General features: G+C 47.0%; 17 protein-coding genes. 4 read left to right on the forward strand and 13 right to left on the reverse strand.

All coding sequences use genetic code 11. The features are described 5' to 3' along the window. Positions 1-4: 4 nt before the first annotated feature. From rsmH to HZC01_00270, 4 genes are all read right to left on the reverse strand, one after another. The gene (gene rsmH, locus HZC01_00255; GenBank protein ID MBI5037130.1) at positions 5-967 is read right to left on the reverse strand and encodes a 16S rRNA (cytosine(1402)-N(4))-methyltransferase RsmH; all 963 of its coding nucleotides are present in this window, start codon (positions 965-967) and stop codon (positions 5-7) included. A 5-nt stretch (positions 968-972) separates the two neighbouring features. Beyond that, on the reverse strand, positions 973-1,404 hold the full coding sequence (gene mraZ, locus HZC01_00260; protein ID MBI5037131.1) for a division/cell wall cluster transcriptional repressor MraZ: 432 nt from the start codon (positions 1,402-1,404) through the stop codon (positions 973-975). Between the two features lie 262 nt (positions 1,405-1,666). After that, positions 1,667-3,514, reverse strand: coding sequence for a T9SS type A sorting domain-containing protein (locus HZC01_00265; GenBank protein ID MBI5037132.1), 1,848 nt, complete (start codon positions 3,512-3,514; stop codon positions 1,667-1,669). 196 nt (positions 3,515-3,710) lie between these two features. Then, the gene (locus HZC01_00270) at positions 3,711-4,505 is read right to left on the reverse strand and encodes a hypothetical protein (protein ID MBI5037133.1); all 795 of its coding nucleotides are present in this window, start codon (positions 4,503-4,505) and stop codon (positions 3,711-3,713) included. Positions 4,506-4,537: 32 nt separating this feature from the next. On the opposite strand from HZC01_00270, the gene lexA reads away from it, so the two are divergent. Then, positions 4,538-5,152, forward strand: coding sequence for a transcriptional repressor LexA (gene lexA / locus HZC01_00275; GenBank protein MBI5037134.1), 615 nt, complete (start codon positions 4,538-4,540; stop codon positions 5,150-5,152). A gap of 55 nt (positions 5,153-5,207) precedes the next feature. Here lexA and HZC01_00280 read toward each other — a convergent pair whose 3' ends face one another. Continuing rightward, a complete protein-coding gene (locus HZC01_00280) occupies positions 5,208-5,801 on the reverse strand; it encodes a hypothetical protein (GenBank protein ID MBI5037135.1) in 594 nt (197 codons plus the stop codon). 115 nt (positions 5,802-5,916) lie between these two features. Here HZC01_00280 and HZC01_00285 point away from each other — a divergent pair, with 115 nt between their 5' ends. Further along, complete coding sequence (locus HZC01_00285) at positions 5,917-7,089, forward strand: DNA polymerase IV (protein ID MBI5037136.1); 1,173 nt, start codon at positions 5,917-5,919, stop codon at positions 7,087-7,089. Between the two features lie 5 nt (positions 7,090-7,094). On the opposite strand, the gene tsaB is transcribed toward HZC01_00285, so the two are convergent. Together tsaB and HZC01_00295 are read right to left on the reverse strand one after the other, a co-directional pair. Further along, entirely contained in the window at positions 7,095-7,511 is a 417-nt protein-coding gene (gene tsaB / locus HZC01_00290; protein ID MBI5037137.1) for a tRNA (adenosine(37)-N6)-threonylcarbamoyltransferase complex dimerization subunit type 1 TsaB, read from the reverse strand. After that, complete coding sequence (locus HZC01_00295) at positions 7,508-8,077, reverse strand: winged helix-turn-helix transcriptional regulator (protein ID MBI5037138.1); 570 nt, start codon at positions 8,075-8,077, stop codon at positions 7,508-7,510. Before HZC01_00295 ends, tsaB begins: the two co-directional genes overlap by 4 nt. An 84-nt stretch (positions 8,078-8,161) precedes the next feature. Here HZC01_00295 and HZC01_00300 point away from each other — a divergent pair, with 84 nt between their 5' ends. Beyond that, on the forward strand, positions 8,162-10,438 hold the full coding sequence (locus tag HZC01_00300; GenBank protein MBI5037139.1) for a hypothetical protein: 2,277 nt from the start codon (positions 8,162-8,164) through the stop codon (positions 10,436-10,438). A 59-nt stretch (positions 10,439-10,497) separates the two neighbouring features. Here the strand turns inward: HZC01_00300 and rplL are convergent, their stop codons facing one another. From rplL to HZC01_00330, 6 genes are all read right to left on the reverse strand, one after another. Further along, positions 10,498-10,914 (reverse strand): 50S ribosomal protein L7/L12, encoded by a 417-nt coding sequence (gene rplL / locus HZC01_00305; GenBank protein MBI5037140.1) that lies wholly within the window; start codon positions 10,912-10,914, stop codon positions 10,498-10,500. A gap of 30 nt (positions 10,915-10,944) precedes the next feature. Further along, on the reverse strand, positions 10,945-11,469 hold the full coding sequence (locus HZC01_00310; GenBank protein MBI5037141.1) for a 50S ribosomal protein L10: 525 nt from the start codon (positions 11,467-11,469) through the stop codon (positions 10,945-10,947). 213 nt (positions 11,470-11,682) lie between these two features. Beyond that, a complete protein-coding gene (locus tag HZC01_00315; GenBank protein ID MBI5037142.1) occupies positions 11,683-12,369 on the reverse strand; it encodes a UMP kinase in 687 nt (228 codons plus the stop codon). Continuing rightward, entirely contained in the window at positions 12,366-13,391 is a 1,026-nt protein-coding gene (gene mltG / locus HZC01_00320) for an endolytic transglycosylase MltG (GenBank protein ID MBI5037143.1), read from the reverse strand. The genes HZC01_00315 and mltG overlap by 4 nt, the downstream gene beginning before the upstream one ends. A 2-nt stretch (positions 13,392-13,393) precedes the next feature. Continuing rightward, positions 13,394-14,470, reverse strand: coding sequence for a mannose-1-phosphate guanylyltransferase (locus HZC01_00325; GenBank protein ID MBI5037144.1), 1,077 nt, complete (start codon positions 14,468-14,470; stop codon positions 13,394-13,396). 9 nt (positions 14,471-14,479) lie between these two features. Further along, on the reverse strand, positions 14,480-15,118 hold the full coding sequence (locus tag HZC01_00330; protein MBI5037145.1) for a protein-L-isoaspartate(D-aspartate) O-methyltransferase: 639 nt from the start codon (positions 15,116-15,118) through the stop codon (positions 14,480-14,482). 142 nt (positions 15,119-15,260) lie between these two features. Between HZC01_00330 and HZC01_00335 the strand changes: the two genes are divergently transcribed. After that, the gene (locus tag HZC01_00335) at positions 15,261-15,890 is read left to right on the forward strand and encodes a CAP domain-containing protein (GenBank protein ID MBI5037146.1); all 630 of its coding nucleotides are present in this window, start codon (positions 15,261-15,263) and stop codon (positions 15,888-15,890) included. Positions 15,891-16,161: the final 271 nt, after the last annotated feature.

The following is a 16,161-nucleotide window of genomic DNA, read 5'->3' on the forward strand; positions in this document are numbered from 1 at the left end:
TTTGTTATATTTTTTCTACAACTCTGAGCTTAGCGCTGCGACTCCGGGGATTCTTTTCAATTTCTTCCGCGGAAGGAGTTATAGGTTTTTTAGTTATGAGACGGACACGGGCGCGATGACCGCAGACACAGATTGGTACGTCTGGCCCACAGATACAGTCGCGTGATTCTTGACGAAAATAATTTTTAACGATTCGATCTTCAAGTGAATGAAATGAGATGACGGCCAATCGTCCACCAGTACGGAGGAGCGAAATAGCCTCCGGCAATACGGCAGTGACGGCATCGAGCTCTTCGTTGACCGCAATTCGTAGTGCTTGAAATACGCGTGTGGCAGGATGAATTCCCCCAATCCAGGGAACTTCGTGTTTTGAATGTAGTTTTTCTCGGTAAACCGAGAGTATGACAGCAACTAATTGCTTAGTTGTTTGTATTTTTTGTTTTTGTTGGCGCAGGGCGAGCAATGCTCGTATGATTTCGGGCGCCAAAGGTTCGTTGCCATACTCTCGGAATACTTTTTGTAAACGTTCAGCCGGCCATTCATTGATCATGTCTGCTGCGGTCAGTGACTGCCGAAGGTCAAACCGCATGTCGAGCGGAGCGTCTATTTGGAAAGAAAATCCTCGAGACCTATCTTCGAGCTCAATACTGGATATACCAAGATCGAGTAAAATACCGCTAATCTGATATAGGCCGAAATATTCATGGTACGCTTGTTGAATAGTGATATACGAATCGTGGACAAAACTCACGCGATCCCCAAACGATGCAAGAAACTCCTGGCTGATACGAAGCGCCTCAGCGTCTCGATCAAGAGCTAAGAGATGCCCGTCTGGCGTGGTGGCTTCTAAAATTTCTTTAGCATGTCCCCCACCCCCGACGGTTCCGTCGATGAAATGCTGGCCCGGCTTCGGTTGCAAAAGTTCAACTACTTCGCGAATAAGCACCGGAACGTGTGTTCCTGGCATACGCGCTATACTCCTAATTCGCCAAGTGCTTCAGCAATATCACCCGACTGCTTCTCCGTACCAGCTTTATAACGGTTCCAGGCATCCTCGTCCCAGATTTCCAAACGGTTATACAATCCGGCAATGACCACTTTCTTACTCACGGTGGCATATTGGCGCAAATAATCAGGAACCACGATACGACCCTGGCTATCAATCTCCACGTCCATGGCACCCGCAAGCATGAGCCGGGCGAAGGCGCGTGTATTTGCTTTGGAAATAGGTAATTTAGCTAATTTATCAGCTAATTCTTTCCATTCAGTTGCAGTATACAAGAAAAGACAGTTATCCAGGCCCCGGGTCACCACTGCGCCTTTTTGGAGGTCACGACGAAATTTAACCGGAACGGCTAACCGCCCTTTTTCGTCTATTGAATGATGATATTCGCCGATAAACATTAGGTTTTTGTTTCTTTATGTAAAAAAAGAATATTTGACCGGTGTCAGGGGGTTGTCCACAGTATTTTTGACTTATCCCCACTTTTATCCACTTTTCACCTCACATACCCATTTTACTCCACTATTATGTTTTGGTCAACCACCGTCTCCCCCACCCAAACTGTGGATAAATAGGAAATAAACACCTATTTTCGTCAATAAATAAAAGACGCCGTGGTTTGGGAAACCAAGGCGTCATATTGAGAGGAAAGAAGAGGTAAAATTACTTAAGCAAGAGCATTTTGTCGGATCGAGTAACCGATCCTGATATGAGGTGATAAATATATACCCCAGTCGCCTTACCACTAGCATCCCACTCGATCGAATGAGTGCCCGCGGCAAGGACCTGATGATCGACCAGCACAGCAACTCGCTGGCCGGTTACGTTATAAACCGAAAGTGTTACCTCGGCGGTTTCCGGAAGGCTAAATGAAATGGTGGTTGTAGGGTTGAACGGATTTGGATAGTTCTGTTTGAGCTGAACTGATTCAGGTTGCTCGGAAACAGCTTGAAGCGTGTCAGACTCATCCATCTCAGCGATTTTTGCCGAACTTCCAACGGCTTGGATGCCCCAGTTCCGAAGAACTGCGCCACCGCCTGCCGCACCATTGACTACTCGAAACTCGGTTCCCCAATTAAAGGCCATCCACCACTCACCGGCAGTGAGATCTGCCTGAACGTAATCGGCATAATTGTCACCAGAAAAATCGGTGCTGAGTACGGAAAAGTTAAGCCCCGCTTTCCAACCAATGAGCATAGCTCCACCGGCATGCGGACCAAACTTCGGCCTAAACTCATTACCAACCTTCTCAGTGATGAATATGGCTCCGAGGGGCGGATGCCAGCAGCTCACTTCTTTCAGCGAGTCACCATTATATTCATCGAGAAAAGACACATACGGTGCCTGCCCCCAGCCGCTTGCGATCCAAGAATAATTAATATACTTGCCTTTTGCGATGACAAACTTTGGTGGTTCAGGAACGGCATAGTTATATAAGCCAGTCCATCGTCCATTACTTGTTTGAAGCGCAAAGACATCGGGGTATCCATCTCCGGATACATCACCTGAAAATGGAATATACGACCCACGTGACCCAGCGTTCCAATTGGTGATCCATGATTTACCGGTTGAGGTACCAAATGCAGGAACAAAATGATTACCCGCATTATAGGCAACAAAGAGACGACCATAGATCGGATGAAAAACGCAAACATCAATTAGGCCATCATGTGAATAATCATCAACCATGAGATAGTATGGATATTCTCCCCAACCACTAGGCATCCAGGCATTGTTAGGATACGGACTCCGCGCCACCTCAAAATGTGGCTGTCCTGGAGCAATCCAATTAAATGCAACATAGAGTGCGCCATTGGATAGGTCAACGAGCAACATATCGCAATACCCATCCCGAGAAAAATCAGCATAATACTCTCGGTATGGTCCGACGCCAGGCAACCAACCATTTGCAAACATAGACCCTTGGTATCCAGGTCCATGTACCGGAAAGAATTGATTGTGTCCATTACCAAGCGCGATCCATACATCACCAGTAAGTGTATCGCGCAACACGAGATCACCTAAACCGTCACTGTTAAAATCGCCTTTTCCTGCACGGTATATGCCACCGGTAACTGGGACGTGCTTTGTCCCCCTCATCACCACGTTCGACAGTCCTGACCAATTATATACCTCATCGGCTGACTTGATGGCCCAATAATATGTTGTCCCCGGCGTTAAACCAGTAACCAGCATTGATTGGCGCGTGCCTGGATCCGCAGGAATTGGTTCACCGGCAACCGGAGTTGCCAAATCCCAATTCAAGGATGTAATCACATTAAACGAATAACGTAGATCAAATACCGCGCACGATCCGCTTGCCATGTTACCAGAGTCATCGGCAGGAGCTGTCCAAGACAGGTTGACTGAGTTTGTTGAGTCTGACTCTGTAGCCGTCATCACAATCCCTGAGGACTGAAGACTTATCTCTGAAGTTGGTACAGTGTTGCTCAAAGCAACATCAGATCCTCCAAATACAACTGAGGGTACAGAGACTGCACCTACAATCATACAAACGAACGCAAAAATTCTCATTTTAGAACCGCCTTCCTTTTGATTTTCAAATTGCCCTATCTTTTTTGTTTTACCGCATAGACTACCGCATTTACTGCATTTTGTCAAGCGTAATGACACTAAATCAGCCGCCCCCTACTTTTCCACAGGGTGGAATTGACTTTCGGTTTTTATTCGGTTATACTTAATTTAATCAAATACTCCCCTTTTTCATGAACTTTCCCATCATACTCAGCCCTCCCATCACCAACAAGCTGACAAAGCTGAAGAATATACCGATAGTAAGAAATTGGGCCAAGAAATAAACCGGGCCGCTCAACCATTGTACTACTATCCAAGTAGCCTGCGTCTGTAGCCATCGATCTATCAGGATAAGCAAGAAAAAAAGAATGCCCAACCCAGCCACACCAAAGTATGTATGCTTCAGATCCACATTAGACGGTGCCGCATGGGAACTCAACGTAATCATCAGGTAGAGAAATAGATAAGTCTGCCATTGTCCAAAATCAATCACTGATAGCAATTCAGTTAACGAATCCCAATACTGAGAAATGAAAGCTCCTGATAAACTAAAAAAATGTGAGTAGGTATCAGCGTCCTGCAGCGCGCCCCTGACAACACCGAGCTGATCATGATAAAACGTCGGCATTGCCCACCGCGTTAACAACCACATAATAAATGTCACGCCAAAGAGCGGCGCAATGGATATAATAATATTTTTAATCGGATTCCGCGTTTGTACATGCTCAACCATCCCCAGCGTATTGCCATGCGGATGAAATAATTCCACACGAGTAACGCGAGTAAAGGTTATAATGCACCCAACAAAATGAGAAAGCTCGTGAACCACTACCCCCGGCCAGGTCAACGCCAGATACCACCCCCGACCCAAATACCGAAGCACTAAACGATCAATCGCCTGAGATACGCCATAGAGTACCAATAATTGCAGTACCAGTGGTAAAAATACATTTAAGACTATTTCCATACAATTAGTATAGCAAACTATTAATAAAGAGTATGACAAAAATTCTCCCCAAGAAAAAACAGCAGATACTCAAATTTCTAAAAGAATACATTAAGCAGTATGGCTATGCCCCGACATTAACGGAGATTGCCGAAGAATTTGACGTTTCATCGCTGGCAACAATTCATGAGCACCTCCAATACCTAGAAGAGCACGGCTTTATCGTGCGTGATCCAAATGAATCGCGTGGCATTACTATCCCCGAACTTGAACGTGAGGTGGCTCAGGAAGAATCCATCCTCCTCCCCTTAGTCGGCACCATTACGGCCGGCCAACCGATTGAAGCGATCGAAGACCGTGAGCTCGATATCCCCGTCCCTCAAACCATGGTCAAAGGAAAAAACGCCTACATCCTGAAGGTCAAAGGTGACTCCATGATCGAGAGCCTGATCGCTGATGGTGACTATGTCATTATCGAGAAAACCGAATACGCCAAAGACGGCGACACGGTGGTGGCGATGCTGGAGGATGGAACCGCTACCCTGAAAAAATTCTTTAAAACTAAAAATCTGATTCGCCTCCAGCCTGCCAATAAAAAATACAAACCCCTGTATACGAATAGTGTCATTATCCAGGGAAAAGTATTAGGCATCATCAGGAAATTTTAGAAAAAAAGAAAGGTCTGACGAGATGCCAAACCTTTCGAGTACATATAAACGTTCATTACCAACGTATACCAGGCTGTTTCTGCAATAGCGCGGCAATGGCCGGCGTCATTACAGGAGATTGGTCATCGGCTGCGGTTGACGCATCCAGTTCGGGATGTGCCAGCGCCATAATCATGTACATCACGCACATAATAGCGTGGTAAGTATTACTCTCGCTACCGACAATCTTCCTAATGAAATCCTTCAGATCGGCATAGAGCGGTTTACACTCAGCTTGTTCGAAGATCTGGATCCCCCGAGCCAGTTTCTCCATCTTTTCTAAATGAATTGGGTCGCCCAGACTGCTGGTGAGCGCCTCGCCCATGTCCGCCACATCTTGCGGTGAAATCTTCCGAATCGGCTCGAGCGCGGCAATGAGTAGGGCGATGGATTCATAGTAAATTTCTCGCTGATACTCTGGAAAAATATTGCGGTTATCCCCCAGTCGTATGAGTAATTCACGCAATGGCTCATTGTCAATCCGGAGCTCCCCGATTATTCTGGAGTAAAAGGTTCGCCAACCTTCCTTACCTGCTTGGGTATATGCTTCTTGTAAACGAACGTAATAGGTGTGTTCGATTGCCATGATCGCCTCCTTTGATGGATGCATGGTTCAGTAAATGTTCTGTATCTACCCACTCTATCTGTAAATATGAACACCCGTCAAATTTTTTTACTTTATATCTTCGGTTTTTATTCGGCTAATTATCTAACCCCATAATCATATGAAGCCAACAACTTCCCTCCGTACCATCCTTTATATTTCGCTCGATGCTTTCTTTACTTCGGTAGAGCAGGCGCTCAATCCATCACTGCGCGGCCAGCCTATCATTGTCTGTAGCAATCCCCTGTCACGGAACGTTGTGGCCGGTGTCAGCTATGAGGCGCGGGTGTTTGGTGTGCGATCCGGCATGACAATCTCGACCGCTCAGCAGTTGGCTCGCCAAGCTCAATTTGTAGAAGGATCGTTCAGCCAATATGAAAAATTTTCTGAAGAATTTTATCGTATCCTCAGTCGATTTTCTGATATCATCGAACCAGTCAGCCTTGATGAGGCGTACCTAGAACTGAAAAAATTTGAAACCCAATGGATCAATGCCGAGGCAGTCGCCGAGGAAATCCGAAAAACAATCCAGCGTGAACTGGAAATCCCAGTTTCCATCGGCATTGCCAGCAATAAAGTGACTGCCCGCGCCGCCGCAAAAACATTTAAACCTCGCCAGGTCACTTATGTTCCCTGGGGGCAAGAAAATTTATTTCTCAAGCCACTCCCCATAACCAGCTTACCCACTATTGGGCCTCGCACCGCTGACGTTTTACGCGAATACGGGGTGCAAACGATTGGTGACTTGGCCATGCAAAGTGATTCATTTTTGGACGAAATATTTGGGCCGCACAGCCGATGGTTGTGGACATTAGCTCATGGCATCGATCTCCGCCCGGTGCTAGCACCAGGTCGCACCAAATCAATTACCCGATCACGAACATTTTCATTTGCGACGCAGGATAGCTCAATTCATGCCAAAATAATTTATGAATTGCTTGATGCTGCATGTTCCACCATCCGTACCACACGCCAAATTGGTCGAGTGCTGCAGATCACGGGCATCACGCACTGGGGAAAGCACATTTCGCGCCAGCGCCGCCTGGAGGTGCCGACTAATTCGACGCATCAACTTTCCACATGTGCAGAATTACTACTTGATCAAATTCATCGCGAATGTTCAATTTTGACCGGAGTGCAGGTGCGCATTGATGAACTTGAGCGGCGCGATGCTTCCAGTCCCGCTTTTACCGTTTCATTTCGCAGGTTGCACAAAATCCGCGCATCACTCGAATTACTCGAACGCCAATTCGGATTTCGTCCAACAGCCAGCCTATCTCGACAGATCGGCTAATTGGATCACTTTTTGGGATGGGTGATATTCGGTGATCGACCGTATTTCGGCATTACCAGTCTCAGCTTTCCTCGAGTTGTTTTCAGGGACCTGGCGATTTTCTGTAATCGAGTTTCCAGACGCTCAGTTTCTCGATGCATTATTCCGACAACCGGGATATGCAGCGCATAGGCAAGTGCGTTAGCCGTGCTGATGCCGAGTCGAAGTGCGGTAAATCCACCCTCGCCTTGTACTACCCCGATACCAGTAATATCAGTTAATTTCAATTTGCTGGATCGCAAAAGAGCTTCGATTGCTGGAAGCAGCTGTACTGATTGATCACGATCATGATGTAGCACCCGCTGACGCACCACTAACCCGGCACGATTCGCAGTAGCCAGGGTGCTGGTATCCCCATGATGCGTATCAATATAAAGAATCATGCAGCAGAATTGAAAATGCTGTCGGAAACGACTATCTTTGGGTTTTCTAAAATCTGATAGAGAAATTTATCGGTCAGCGAATTGCGATAATCAAACTCCTTACGCGTCATAACGGTATAACGGATCTTTTTATCGAAGTCTTTATGAAAACGATCAATTAATCGAGTCAGCTTTGACCGATTTACTTTTCCGACGATCAACATATCAGTTTGTGCATCAGGCACGCCTGTGAAGACGCCGGTCAATACGAGATATGAAATCTGCCCTACCGCACGGATGCTCTGCGCCAAATTCCGCTCCAGAGTCATTTGAGACTTCAAAATTAAATTTTTGAGTTCAGGAAAGAGAACAAAATTAGTATTCGCTCGGTAAAACTTCTTTTGGCCGTTCTGATAGGCGGTCACGGCACCCAACGATTCGAGATTCTCCAATTCACGACGAACTGAATTGATCCGCTCATTTACTTTCCTGGTTAATTCCCTGACGAAGTAATCTGTTTCGGGATTAGTCAGAAAAAGTCGGAGCAATTTTACCCGCGTTCGTGAACCAAATAATTGATCAAGCATAGGGGCAAGCCATCTTTACGATTGAAAGTGAATATAGTATACTATGGCTACTTTCATTGAGCAAGTCTGGCGTATTGAGCGGACATGATGGACACAGGATTTTCATACGGTAAATTACTGATACAGCCCCGCGAGCGGCATCGATCCATCGCGACGGTATACGTATCCCAACCTCCCGCTGCAGAAGCGCAGCGCCTGGGGAGGATATTTTTTGTTGGGGAAATCGCGCTGCCCGATGAGCGGCTCGCGCGTATTCTCGATTCCCTCGCTGACGAAGTGACACGCAATTATTACGGAACAGATGACCTCAATACCGAAAAAGCATTTGAGCGTTCCCTGGAGTTCCTCAATCACCGTATTGCCGACCTGATTGGCGATGCAGATACAAATTGGCTGGATCATTTCGGAGGGCTCGTGGCCGCAGTAACCACGCAGACCATATATATGAGCACCGTTGGTCCGATTAATGCATTTTTGATTCGCCACCAGCGCATTACCGACATTATTGCCGCAGCCGGTGACACCAATGAGCGCCAAGCGCCAAATCCACTTAAGGCATTTTCAAATATTATTTCCGGAGACGCCGCGCCAGATGACGTACTCATGTTTACCACTCCCAGCGTACTTGATTATTTCTCGCTCGAAAAATTGCGCCGTACGGTCAGCGATCGCCATCCCAGCCAAGCGGCCAGTCAGTTGCAATCTCTATTGATGGAGAATGAAAATCGCGCCACATTTGCCGCGGCGTTGGTTCAAATCAGACCGATGCCGGTGCCTAGCCAAGCAATGAGTGCAACGCAGCCTAGTAATACACCTTCGTACACTCGTCCGCTTCCACAATCCCCCGCCGAATCAATGCAGAGTTTATTGCAAAAGCAGGCTGACACGGGCAATATTCTTACCCCGTCGCTGACACGGTACCTGCGAGAACGCATCGGCGGCATGGTTGAGCGTGCTTTTGACTTTATGCGCCTCAAATTATTCCGCCAATCTCCTCGTCGCGTCCGGCTTGAGCGCGACCTCCGCGCCTACCAAGCCGCGCACCGTCCACCCGCACGGGTCACGGACGGAGAACGCCATCAGCCGACTCCGACAGTTATCGACGTAGCAAAAAAAGTCAGCGCAGCTGGAGCACACGTGGGAAAAGGACTGCGTAATCTGGTGGGACAACGAAAGCAAGTTACCACGACTGTGCAGGAAGCTCCACGACGGCTACAGCACTGGCTGACCACTGCTATCAAAGCTTTCCAGCGCCTACCACGAGTGAGCAAAATCTTGCTTGGACTCGCCATCATTATTGCCTTTGCCCTATCTCAAGGCCTCTATTCGACGGCGATGTCTCGCTTTAAAAACCAAGAAAGCATCGCGCACGACCAGCTATTTAACCAGGCCGAAGACGCAATTATTCGAGCGCAGGCGGCCATTAGTTATGACAATATGACTGGCGCCCAGGAACTACTGAATTCTGCGGAAACGTTGTTGGCTGATCTCGAGCCGTCCGGCGATCAAGAAGAATCAAAACGAACCTCACTGCAAAACCAGATTGCCACTGAGCGCCAAAAAACATACCGAATTGTCAATTTAGAGAATCCGCGTCTCATGACTGATCTAGCGACCACTGGTACAGCGCTCAATCCGATTGGACTCGTGCAGATTGGAGACGTGCTGTACTCAGCCGACTCAAATAGTAAAACCGTTTACCGCATTGCCGCTGATGGAAATGTGACTTCATTCCCCAATTCCGCCACTGACCACACCTGGCTTGATATCGTAGTTGATAACAAAAAATTGGTGCTCCTCGGATCAAATAACTCCGTTGACTTCTTTAATACTGAAACAGAGCGGTTCGCTAATCAAGAATTCAAGCTCCCGGCTGAAGCAAACATTGTCGACACCGCCACCTACCTGGGCCGATATTACCTTCTCGACATCCGCAATAACCAAATTCTCCGCGCAAACGCGGCGGGCAACGGGTATGCCGCCCCAACCAATTGGATTACCGATGGCACTGAAGTCAGCCGTGGCACGAGCCTGGCAATTGATGGATCAATTTATGTCGGACAAGGTGATGGAAGCATAATCCGTCTAACCAGCAGCATCCGCCAAGAGTGGAGCGTTAACCAAATTGAACCAGCACTTTCCTCAATCGACACCGTCTGGACCGGCGCAGAGGCAGACTATCTCTATCTCCTCAATCGATCCAGCAAACGCATTGTTGTTATCACAAAAAATGGAAGTCTTGTTCGCCAATTCACCGCTGCATCTTTTGATAAGCTGACCGACCTATCGGTAAGTGCTGACGAAAAGCAAATTACCGTCTTGAACGGTACCGCGGTCGTCCAGTTTGCTAATGAAGAATAGTAGAAGGAAAAACAAAACTGCCGAGCTCAGCTCGACAGTTTTTTGATTTACATTGGCAACTATTTCAGTGTAACCTTGGCGCCAGCTTCTTCGAGTTTCTTCTTCATAGTCTCGGCAGTCTCTTTGTCTACGCCTTCCTTGATAACTTTCGGAGCGGCATCCACGAGGTCCTTGGCATCTTTCAAACCCATTTCAGTAACTTCACGCACGGCTTTAATGACGGAAATCTTATTGCCGCCAGCCTCAGTCAATTCAACAGTGAAGCTGGTCTTTTCCTCAGCTGCGGCGTCGCCACCGGCGGCTGCACCACCTGCGGCAGCCACTGCTACCGGAGCCTGGGCCGATACGCCAAATTTATCCTCAAGAACTTTAACCAATTCGGCTAAGTCCATTACGGACATTTTCTCAACCTCAGCGACGAGGTTTTTGAATTTCTCTGGAACTTCGACAGTTCCCTTTTGTGTTTCGTCGGTCATAGTCGTAATCCTTATTAATGATTTATTATATTAAACTTTTGAATCTTTAATGGCTGTCAGCGCGTACAAAAATTTGCGCAATGAGCCAGCCAGTACATTGACAAAACCAGTGGTCGGATATTGAATAAGCCAGAGCAATTTGACCAAGAGTTCCTCCTTCGATGGCAACGTGGCTAATTGTTTGATGGCTGACGCATCCAAATAAGCGCCATTGACGATACCGCCAACTAACTTCAGAGCCTCTGCCTTTTTCGCAAAGGTAGCTAACGTTTTTGCCGGGGCGACCTCATCCTCATAACCAAATGCTACGCCAATGCCGCCTTTCATGTCGCTGAGCGGTACATCCTTGAGGTCAGCCTGGGTTAAAGCGATGGAAACCAGCTTCCGCTTTGCCACCGTATAATCAATGCTGGCGGAACGCAATGCCGCTCGTAATGCATCGGCATTTTTTACGCTCAGTCCATCAAAATTAGTAAACACAACCGCTTTAGCCTCGGTAAATTTTTTCTGTAACGATTCGATTGTTTCTTTCTTTTGGGCGCGAGATTTTGGCATATAGGAGAATTAATAAAAAATCTGTGGAAACCACAGACCGTTTGAGCGATTCACCGCCAGCCGGAGTGCTGTCGGGATCATTTCGCCTCGGTGGGATTTATATCCATTGTCGCTTCGGACAACCCACGGTCTATGGCATTCGTAATTTGTGGTAGCAGTATAGCAGACGGTACAAAAGCGTCAACCCTTTCAGCTGTAAACAGGGTAAAAAGGCTAGGAAATGGTGGTTCCCTGATATCGCTTTCCTAGTAAAATATTTTTAAGATTAGCCAAATTCCTGCCCTCGCACACAATCACACGCATTTTTTCCCGCTGAGCTAAAAGCGCCGCTTGCGGGTCAAACGGCACATGAGCACCGGGATGCCAGCGACGACCAGTAATACCAAGCAAAGCCCGCCACGTCATTTGGCGAATCGGTTTTGCTGAAGGGACTCGGTGGGGGTCAGCCGTGTAGACATAGGGAATATTACTCATATTAATGACGAGCGCTGCACCATAGGTCCGTGCCAGCAGCACCGCATCCTTATCCGATGAACAGCCTGGTTTCCAGCCTGAACCAATAATAATGGGCTGCCGTGAGCGAATCCGTACGGTCGGGTCATCCACGACCACGGGATATGCAGAAGAACCAAAAATCACCCGGACTAATTCCGCGTTTATCTTCGTGGCCGCAATCCCAACCCAGTCGAGCTGACGGGGTGACATCGGGGTGACGGCATGAGCACCCGTTTGATACCGACGTGCGGTATTTCCGCCGCCGCAGACAATGATAAAACGAAAACCACGCGCCGCCTGAGCCAGAATCAACCTACGAAATCGTTTAAGGAAGGATACGGCGATGGCATCGGGAACGATCAATGAACCACCCAGGGAAAGGACGATTGTGGCGCGTCGTTTCATTGAAGATACTTAGCTTTATTCTCTAAATGCTCATCATACGTAACACTGAACACAGTTGAGCCATCTGGTTTCGTCAAAAAATAAAAATATTCAGTTTCGGCTGGATACACTGCCGCGCGCAGCGCCGACAATGAAGGATTACAAATAGGTCCAGGCGGCAACCCCTGATGCTTATAGGTATTGTATGGGTTATCAGTTTCTAAATCCTCAAGCGTCGGCTGAAGGGCTTGCTTGCCCGTCACATAATTGACCGTAGCGTCCGATTGAAGAGCAACACCTTGTTCCAGGCGCGCATAAAAAATTCCAGAAGCAATCGCCCGGTCGTCATCGCTCCGTACTTCCTTTTCAATAATTGACGCAAGCGTCACGATCTCGTAGATGCTCATCCCCCGCGCCGCAGCTGCGCTCCGCAATTCGTCAGAAAGCTTTACATCAAAATTATCTAACATTTTTTTTATTACGTCAGCAGAAGTTGCCCCGTCGTATATGCGATACGTGTCAGGAAACAAAAACCCCTCGAGCCCCTGGTTGTCAGGTTTATCTGCCAAAAAACCATACGTGACATCCGAAATAATATCACGCGAATCAGTCACCAGTGCTGCTTGCAAAAATTCATCCTTGCGCACCACTCCACGTTCTTCCAGATACGCTCCCATATCCTCCGCCGTCCAACCTTCAATCATAGTAATATTTGCCTCAGGTGTCGTCTCACCGCTGGTAAGAACATCAACCACTTCTCGCGAATTTAATGATGGGGACAATGAATACGTCCCAGCAATAAACTGCGACTCGGAACCGTCAAAGAATACGTAGGTTTCAAACCAAAAGGTACTTTTGATCAATCCAGCCTCAAATAACCCTTGGGCAATTTCTTTGACCCCCTCACCTTCTCGGACGGCATATAATTTCGTACTGGTATCATCCGATACGGGCCAGCTAATTTGATTCCAATAATACAGCGTACCCAGCGCGCCACCGACAAATATGAGAACTACTACAATAATAAATAATTTCTTCATCATGATTAAAGGTATTTATCTAATTTTTTCTTTTCAATTTCCGCCACGATTTTCTTTACGTCGTGCGCGCGATCCTGAGAGCAAATCAAGAGCGCATCCTCCATATCAATAACGATCATGCGTTCGAGCCCAGCCGTACCGATCAAACGACCAGTATAGCTAAATATCAAATTTGATTTCGAATCAATGCCGATATGTTGGCCACGGATGATATTATCATGCGGATGCTGCGCCAGGACTTCATGCACTGTCCGCCAATGCCCCACATCAGTCCAGTCAAACGTCGCCGGGAGCACCAGCATCTTTTTTGTTTTCTCCATGATGGCATAATCAATGGAAACGGCGCGCATCTGGGCAAATTCTTTCTTGATCACGGCCTGCTCGCGCGACGTACCAATCGCTCGCTGAATAATCATCAATCGACGATAGTGCTCAGGCAAATACCGCTGGTACATCGCGAGCAGCGTATCCACCCGCCAGCAGAACATATTGGTATTCCACAGATAATCCCAACTGTGTGCATACTTCTTAGCCGTAACCAGATCGGGTTTCTCGACAAACCGCTCACCATAAAAAATTTCCGTCTGTCCAACCTGAGAAAAAAGCTTATTAATTTTCACATAGCCATAGCCTATTTCAGGATACGTCGGCCTGACTCCAATCAGGAGCGAATACTCGGGATTCTTTTTAATAATCTGCTCTGCTAATTTTGCCAATCTGATATACGCTCGTTCATCTTTGATGAAGTGATCAGACCCCACTGACATCATGATGCCATGTGGATTTCTCTTGTGAATAGACACAGCCGCGAGGCCGATTGCCGGGGCGGTATCACGCTTGGCTGTCTCTAATATATAGTTCCGCCGCGGTACTGACGGCAACTGTTTTTTTATCAGTGGATACTGAGTAACGTTCGATGAAATAAAAATATCCTTTATCGGAAAACCCTTCCGCTGCCGGGCGTAGGTGACTTGCAGCAATGTTTTAGTTCCGATAAATGGCTGCGCTTGTTTAGGATTTTTTTTGCGTGAGACGGGCCACAGTCGCGTACCGCCGCCTCCAGCCAATATGACGATGTTCATGCGTATATATTAATTGTCTTCATGCCACTGCCGAGGAACCAAAGGTACAAATTGAAATCCCGGAATGCGCTCCTCTGTATAATCATGCTCACTAATTTTTTTCTTAAGCACCATGTCTTGATCATGCTTACCCACCGGAATAACCAGCTTACCGCCGACGGCTAACTGCTCCAGCAAGATATCGGGTATGCCAATTTCTGCAGCGGCGGCAACGATGATCCCCTGATATGGCGCGCCCTGCCGATACCCGCGTGTGCCATCGCCAACGAGCAGCGTCACATTTTTAAAATTGTAGGCAGCTATATTTTTTTCGGCGGTGCGCTTCAGCGCGGGAATTCGTTCAATGGCGAAAACATGTCCCTCGGGTCCAACGATTTCAGCAAGCAACGCGGTCTGCCAGCCTGACCCTGCGCCGATATCCAAGATATGATGGCCCGGAAGTGGCTGCAGCAGCTCGAGCATAATCGCAACGGTCAGCGGCTGAGAAATTGTCTGATTATACCCGATCGGCACCGGATGATTTGCCGTAGCATAATCCCGATATTCCTCGGGGATAAATCCCGCACGATGAATCTTCCGAAAAGCGTCTATGATCCGTTTCGTCTTTAGATGTCCATCTTCGATCAATTCACTGATCAATGCCTCCATACAATGTACGCTCAATCTCGATACTCATGCAGTATAGCAAAAAAAGAGCATCCTCCATACTGCTAGACGCCCCTATTGATTTTTCTCTAAAAAAATGATATAATACGAAATGTATTCAAAATAAAAACAAAAATTAAACAAAATGATAAGCCATCAAACATCGGTATTTCTAACCGTGGCAATAATTGTTGTCATGCTATTTGGCGTGTCTACCCTGGCTACCGCCACCACTGACACGCCCGTCCAACCGCGACTCATATATAGTACGCTGAATGCCATTAATGAAGAACGGACTGCCGCCGGACTCAATTCGCTTGTTTTACATGATATGTTGAATGAAATCGCCTTAGCTCGGGTCAATGATATGGTCTCCAAGGTATATTTTGGCCATGATTACGATCAGATGGGTACTGTTGTCGAATTTGCAGAAAAGATAGAGCTGCCATACATATACATTGGCGAAAATCTCGCGCTCGGCTACTCAGATCCTATAAGCCTGGTTTCTGCCTGGATGGACAGTCCGGACCATAGAAAAAACCTACTGAATGGCAATTATCGAGGTTTTGGCCTTGCCGCAACCGAAACGCCAGATGGTATGCTTATTGCCACGATTTTCAGTGATGTTGTTCCCAAATCAACAAATCCAGCTGCGCTAGATCAACCAGTATCAATAATAAGGGCTGAAAAAAAAGCTAATTGGGATAATTGGCCTATTGTTATTAGCCAATTTCTTCAGCTGCGGTCAGTGCACTCTTTAGACTCAAATCAATAACTATTCTTAATAGCACTTATCCACAGATGCAATCGTGCTGTTTTTATTGTGTTTTGACTAGGGTTGACAAAAATCCCAAATAGACTAAGATGGTGGGACATCAAAAGAAAAAATCTTGACAGATAAAACCAAAACTAGTGTAACGGAAAACAAAACATTCGTTCATTTTCAGGAGAATTTGCACCTTGTACAATACGCTAAACCGTAGGAGGAGCGTAAAAAGACCAACAAAAAGTTATAAGATTCTAAAATCAGCACCAAGTAAGGTAGT

It is taken from the genome of Candidatus Kerfeldbacteria bacterium, assembly GCA_016214565.1.
In the GTDB taxonomy this organism is placed as follows: domain Bacteria; phylum Patescibacteriota; class Patescibacteriia; order UBA10025; family JAHIVO01; genus JAXDBW01.

Coding starts and splice junctions, on each gene's coding strand:
- rsmH (MBI5037130.1), bottom strand. CDS start 967: ATGCCAGGAACACACGTTCCGGTGCTTATTCGCGAAGTAGTTGAACTT.
- mraZ (MBI5037131.1), bottom strand. CDS start 1,404: ATGTTTATCGGCGAATATCATCATTCAATAGACGAAAAAGGGCGGTTA.
- HZC01_00265 (MBI5037132.1), bottom strand. CDS start 3,514: ATGATTGTAGGTGCAGTCTCTGTACCCTCAGTTGTATTTGGAGGATCT.
- HZC01_00270 (MBI5037133.1), bottom strand. CDS start 4,505: ATGGAAATAGTCTTAAATGTATTTTTACCACTGGTACTGCAATTATTG.
- lexA (MBI5037134.1), top strand. CDS start 4,538: ATGACAAAAATTCTCCCCAAGAAAAAACAGCAGATACTCAAATTTCTA.
- HZC01_00280 (MBI5037135.1), bottom strand. CDS start 5,801: ATGCATCCATCAAAGGAGGCGATCATGGCAATCGAACACACCTATTAC.
- HZC01_00285 (MBI5037136.1), top strand. CDS start 5,917: ATGAAGCCAACAACTTCCCTCCGTACCATCCTTTATATTTCGCTCGAT.
- tsaB (MBI5037137.1), bottom strand. CDS start 7,511: ATGATTCTTTATATTGATACGCATCATGGGGATACCAGCACCCTGGCT.
- HZC01_00295 (MBI5037138.1), bottom strand. CDS start 8,077: ATGCTTGATCAATTATTTGGTTCACGAACGCGGGTAAAATTGCTCCGA.
- HZC01_00300 (MBI5037139.1), top strand. CDS start 8,162: ATGATGGACACAGGATTTTCATACGGTAAATTACTGATACAGCCCCGC.
- rplL (MBI5037140.1), bottom strand. CDS start 10,914: ATGACCGACGAAACACAAAAGGGAACTGTCGAAGTTCCAGAGAAATTC.
- HZC01_00310 (MBI5037141.1), bottom strand. CDS start 11,469: ATGCCAAAATCTCGCGCCCAAAAGAAAGAAACAATCGAATCGTTACAG.
- HZC01_00315 (MBI5037142.1), bottom strand. CDS start 12,369: ATGAAACGACGCGCCACAATCGTCCTTTCCCTGGGTGGTTCATTGATC.
- mltG (MBI5037143.1), bottom strand. CDS start 13,391: ATGATGAAGAAATTATTTATTATTGTAGTAGTTCTCATATTTGTCGGT.
- HZC01_00325 (MBI5037144.1), bottom strand. CDS start 14,470: ATGAACATCGTCATATTGGCTGGAGGCGGCGGTACGCGACTGTGGCCC.
- HZC01_00330 (MBI5037145.1), bottom strand. CDS start 15,118: ATGGAGGCATTGATCAGTGAATTGATCGAAGATGGACATCTAAAGACG.
- HZC01_00335 (MBI5037146.1), top strand. CDS start 15,261: ATGATAAGCCATCAAACATCGGTATTTCTAACCGTGGCAATAATTGTT.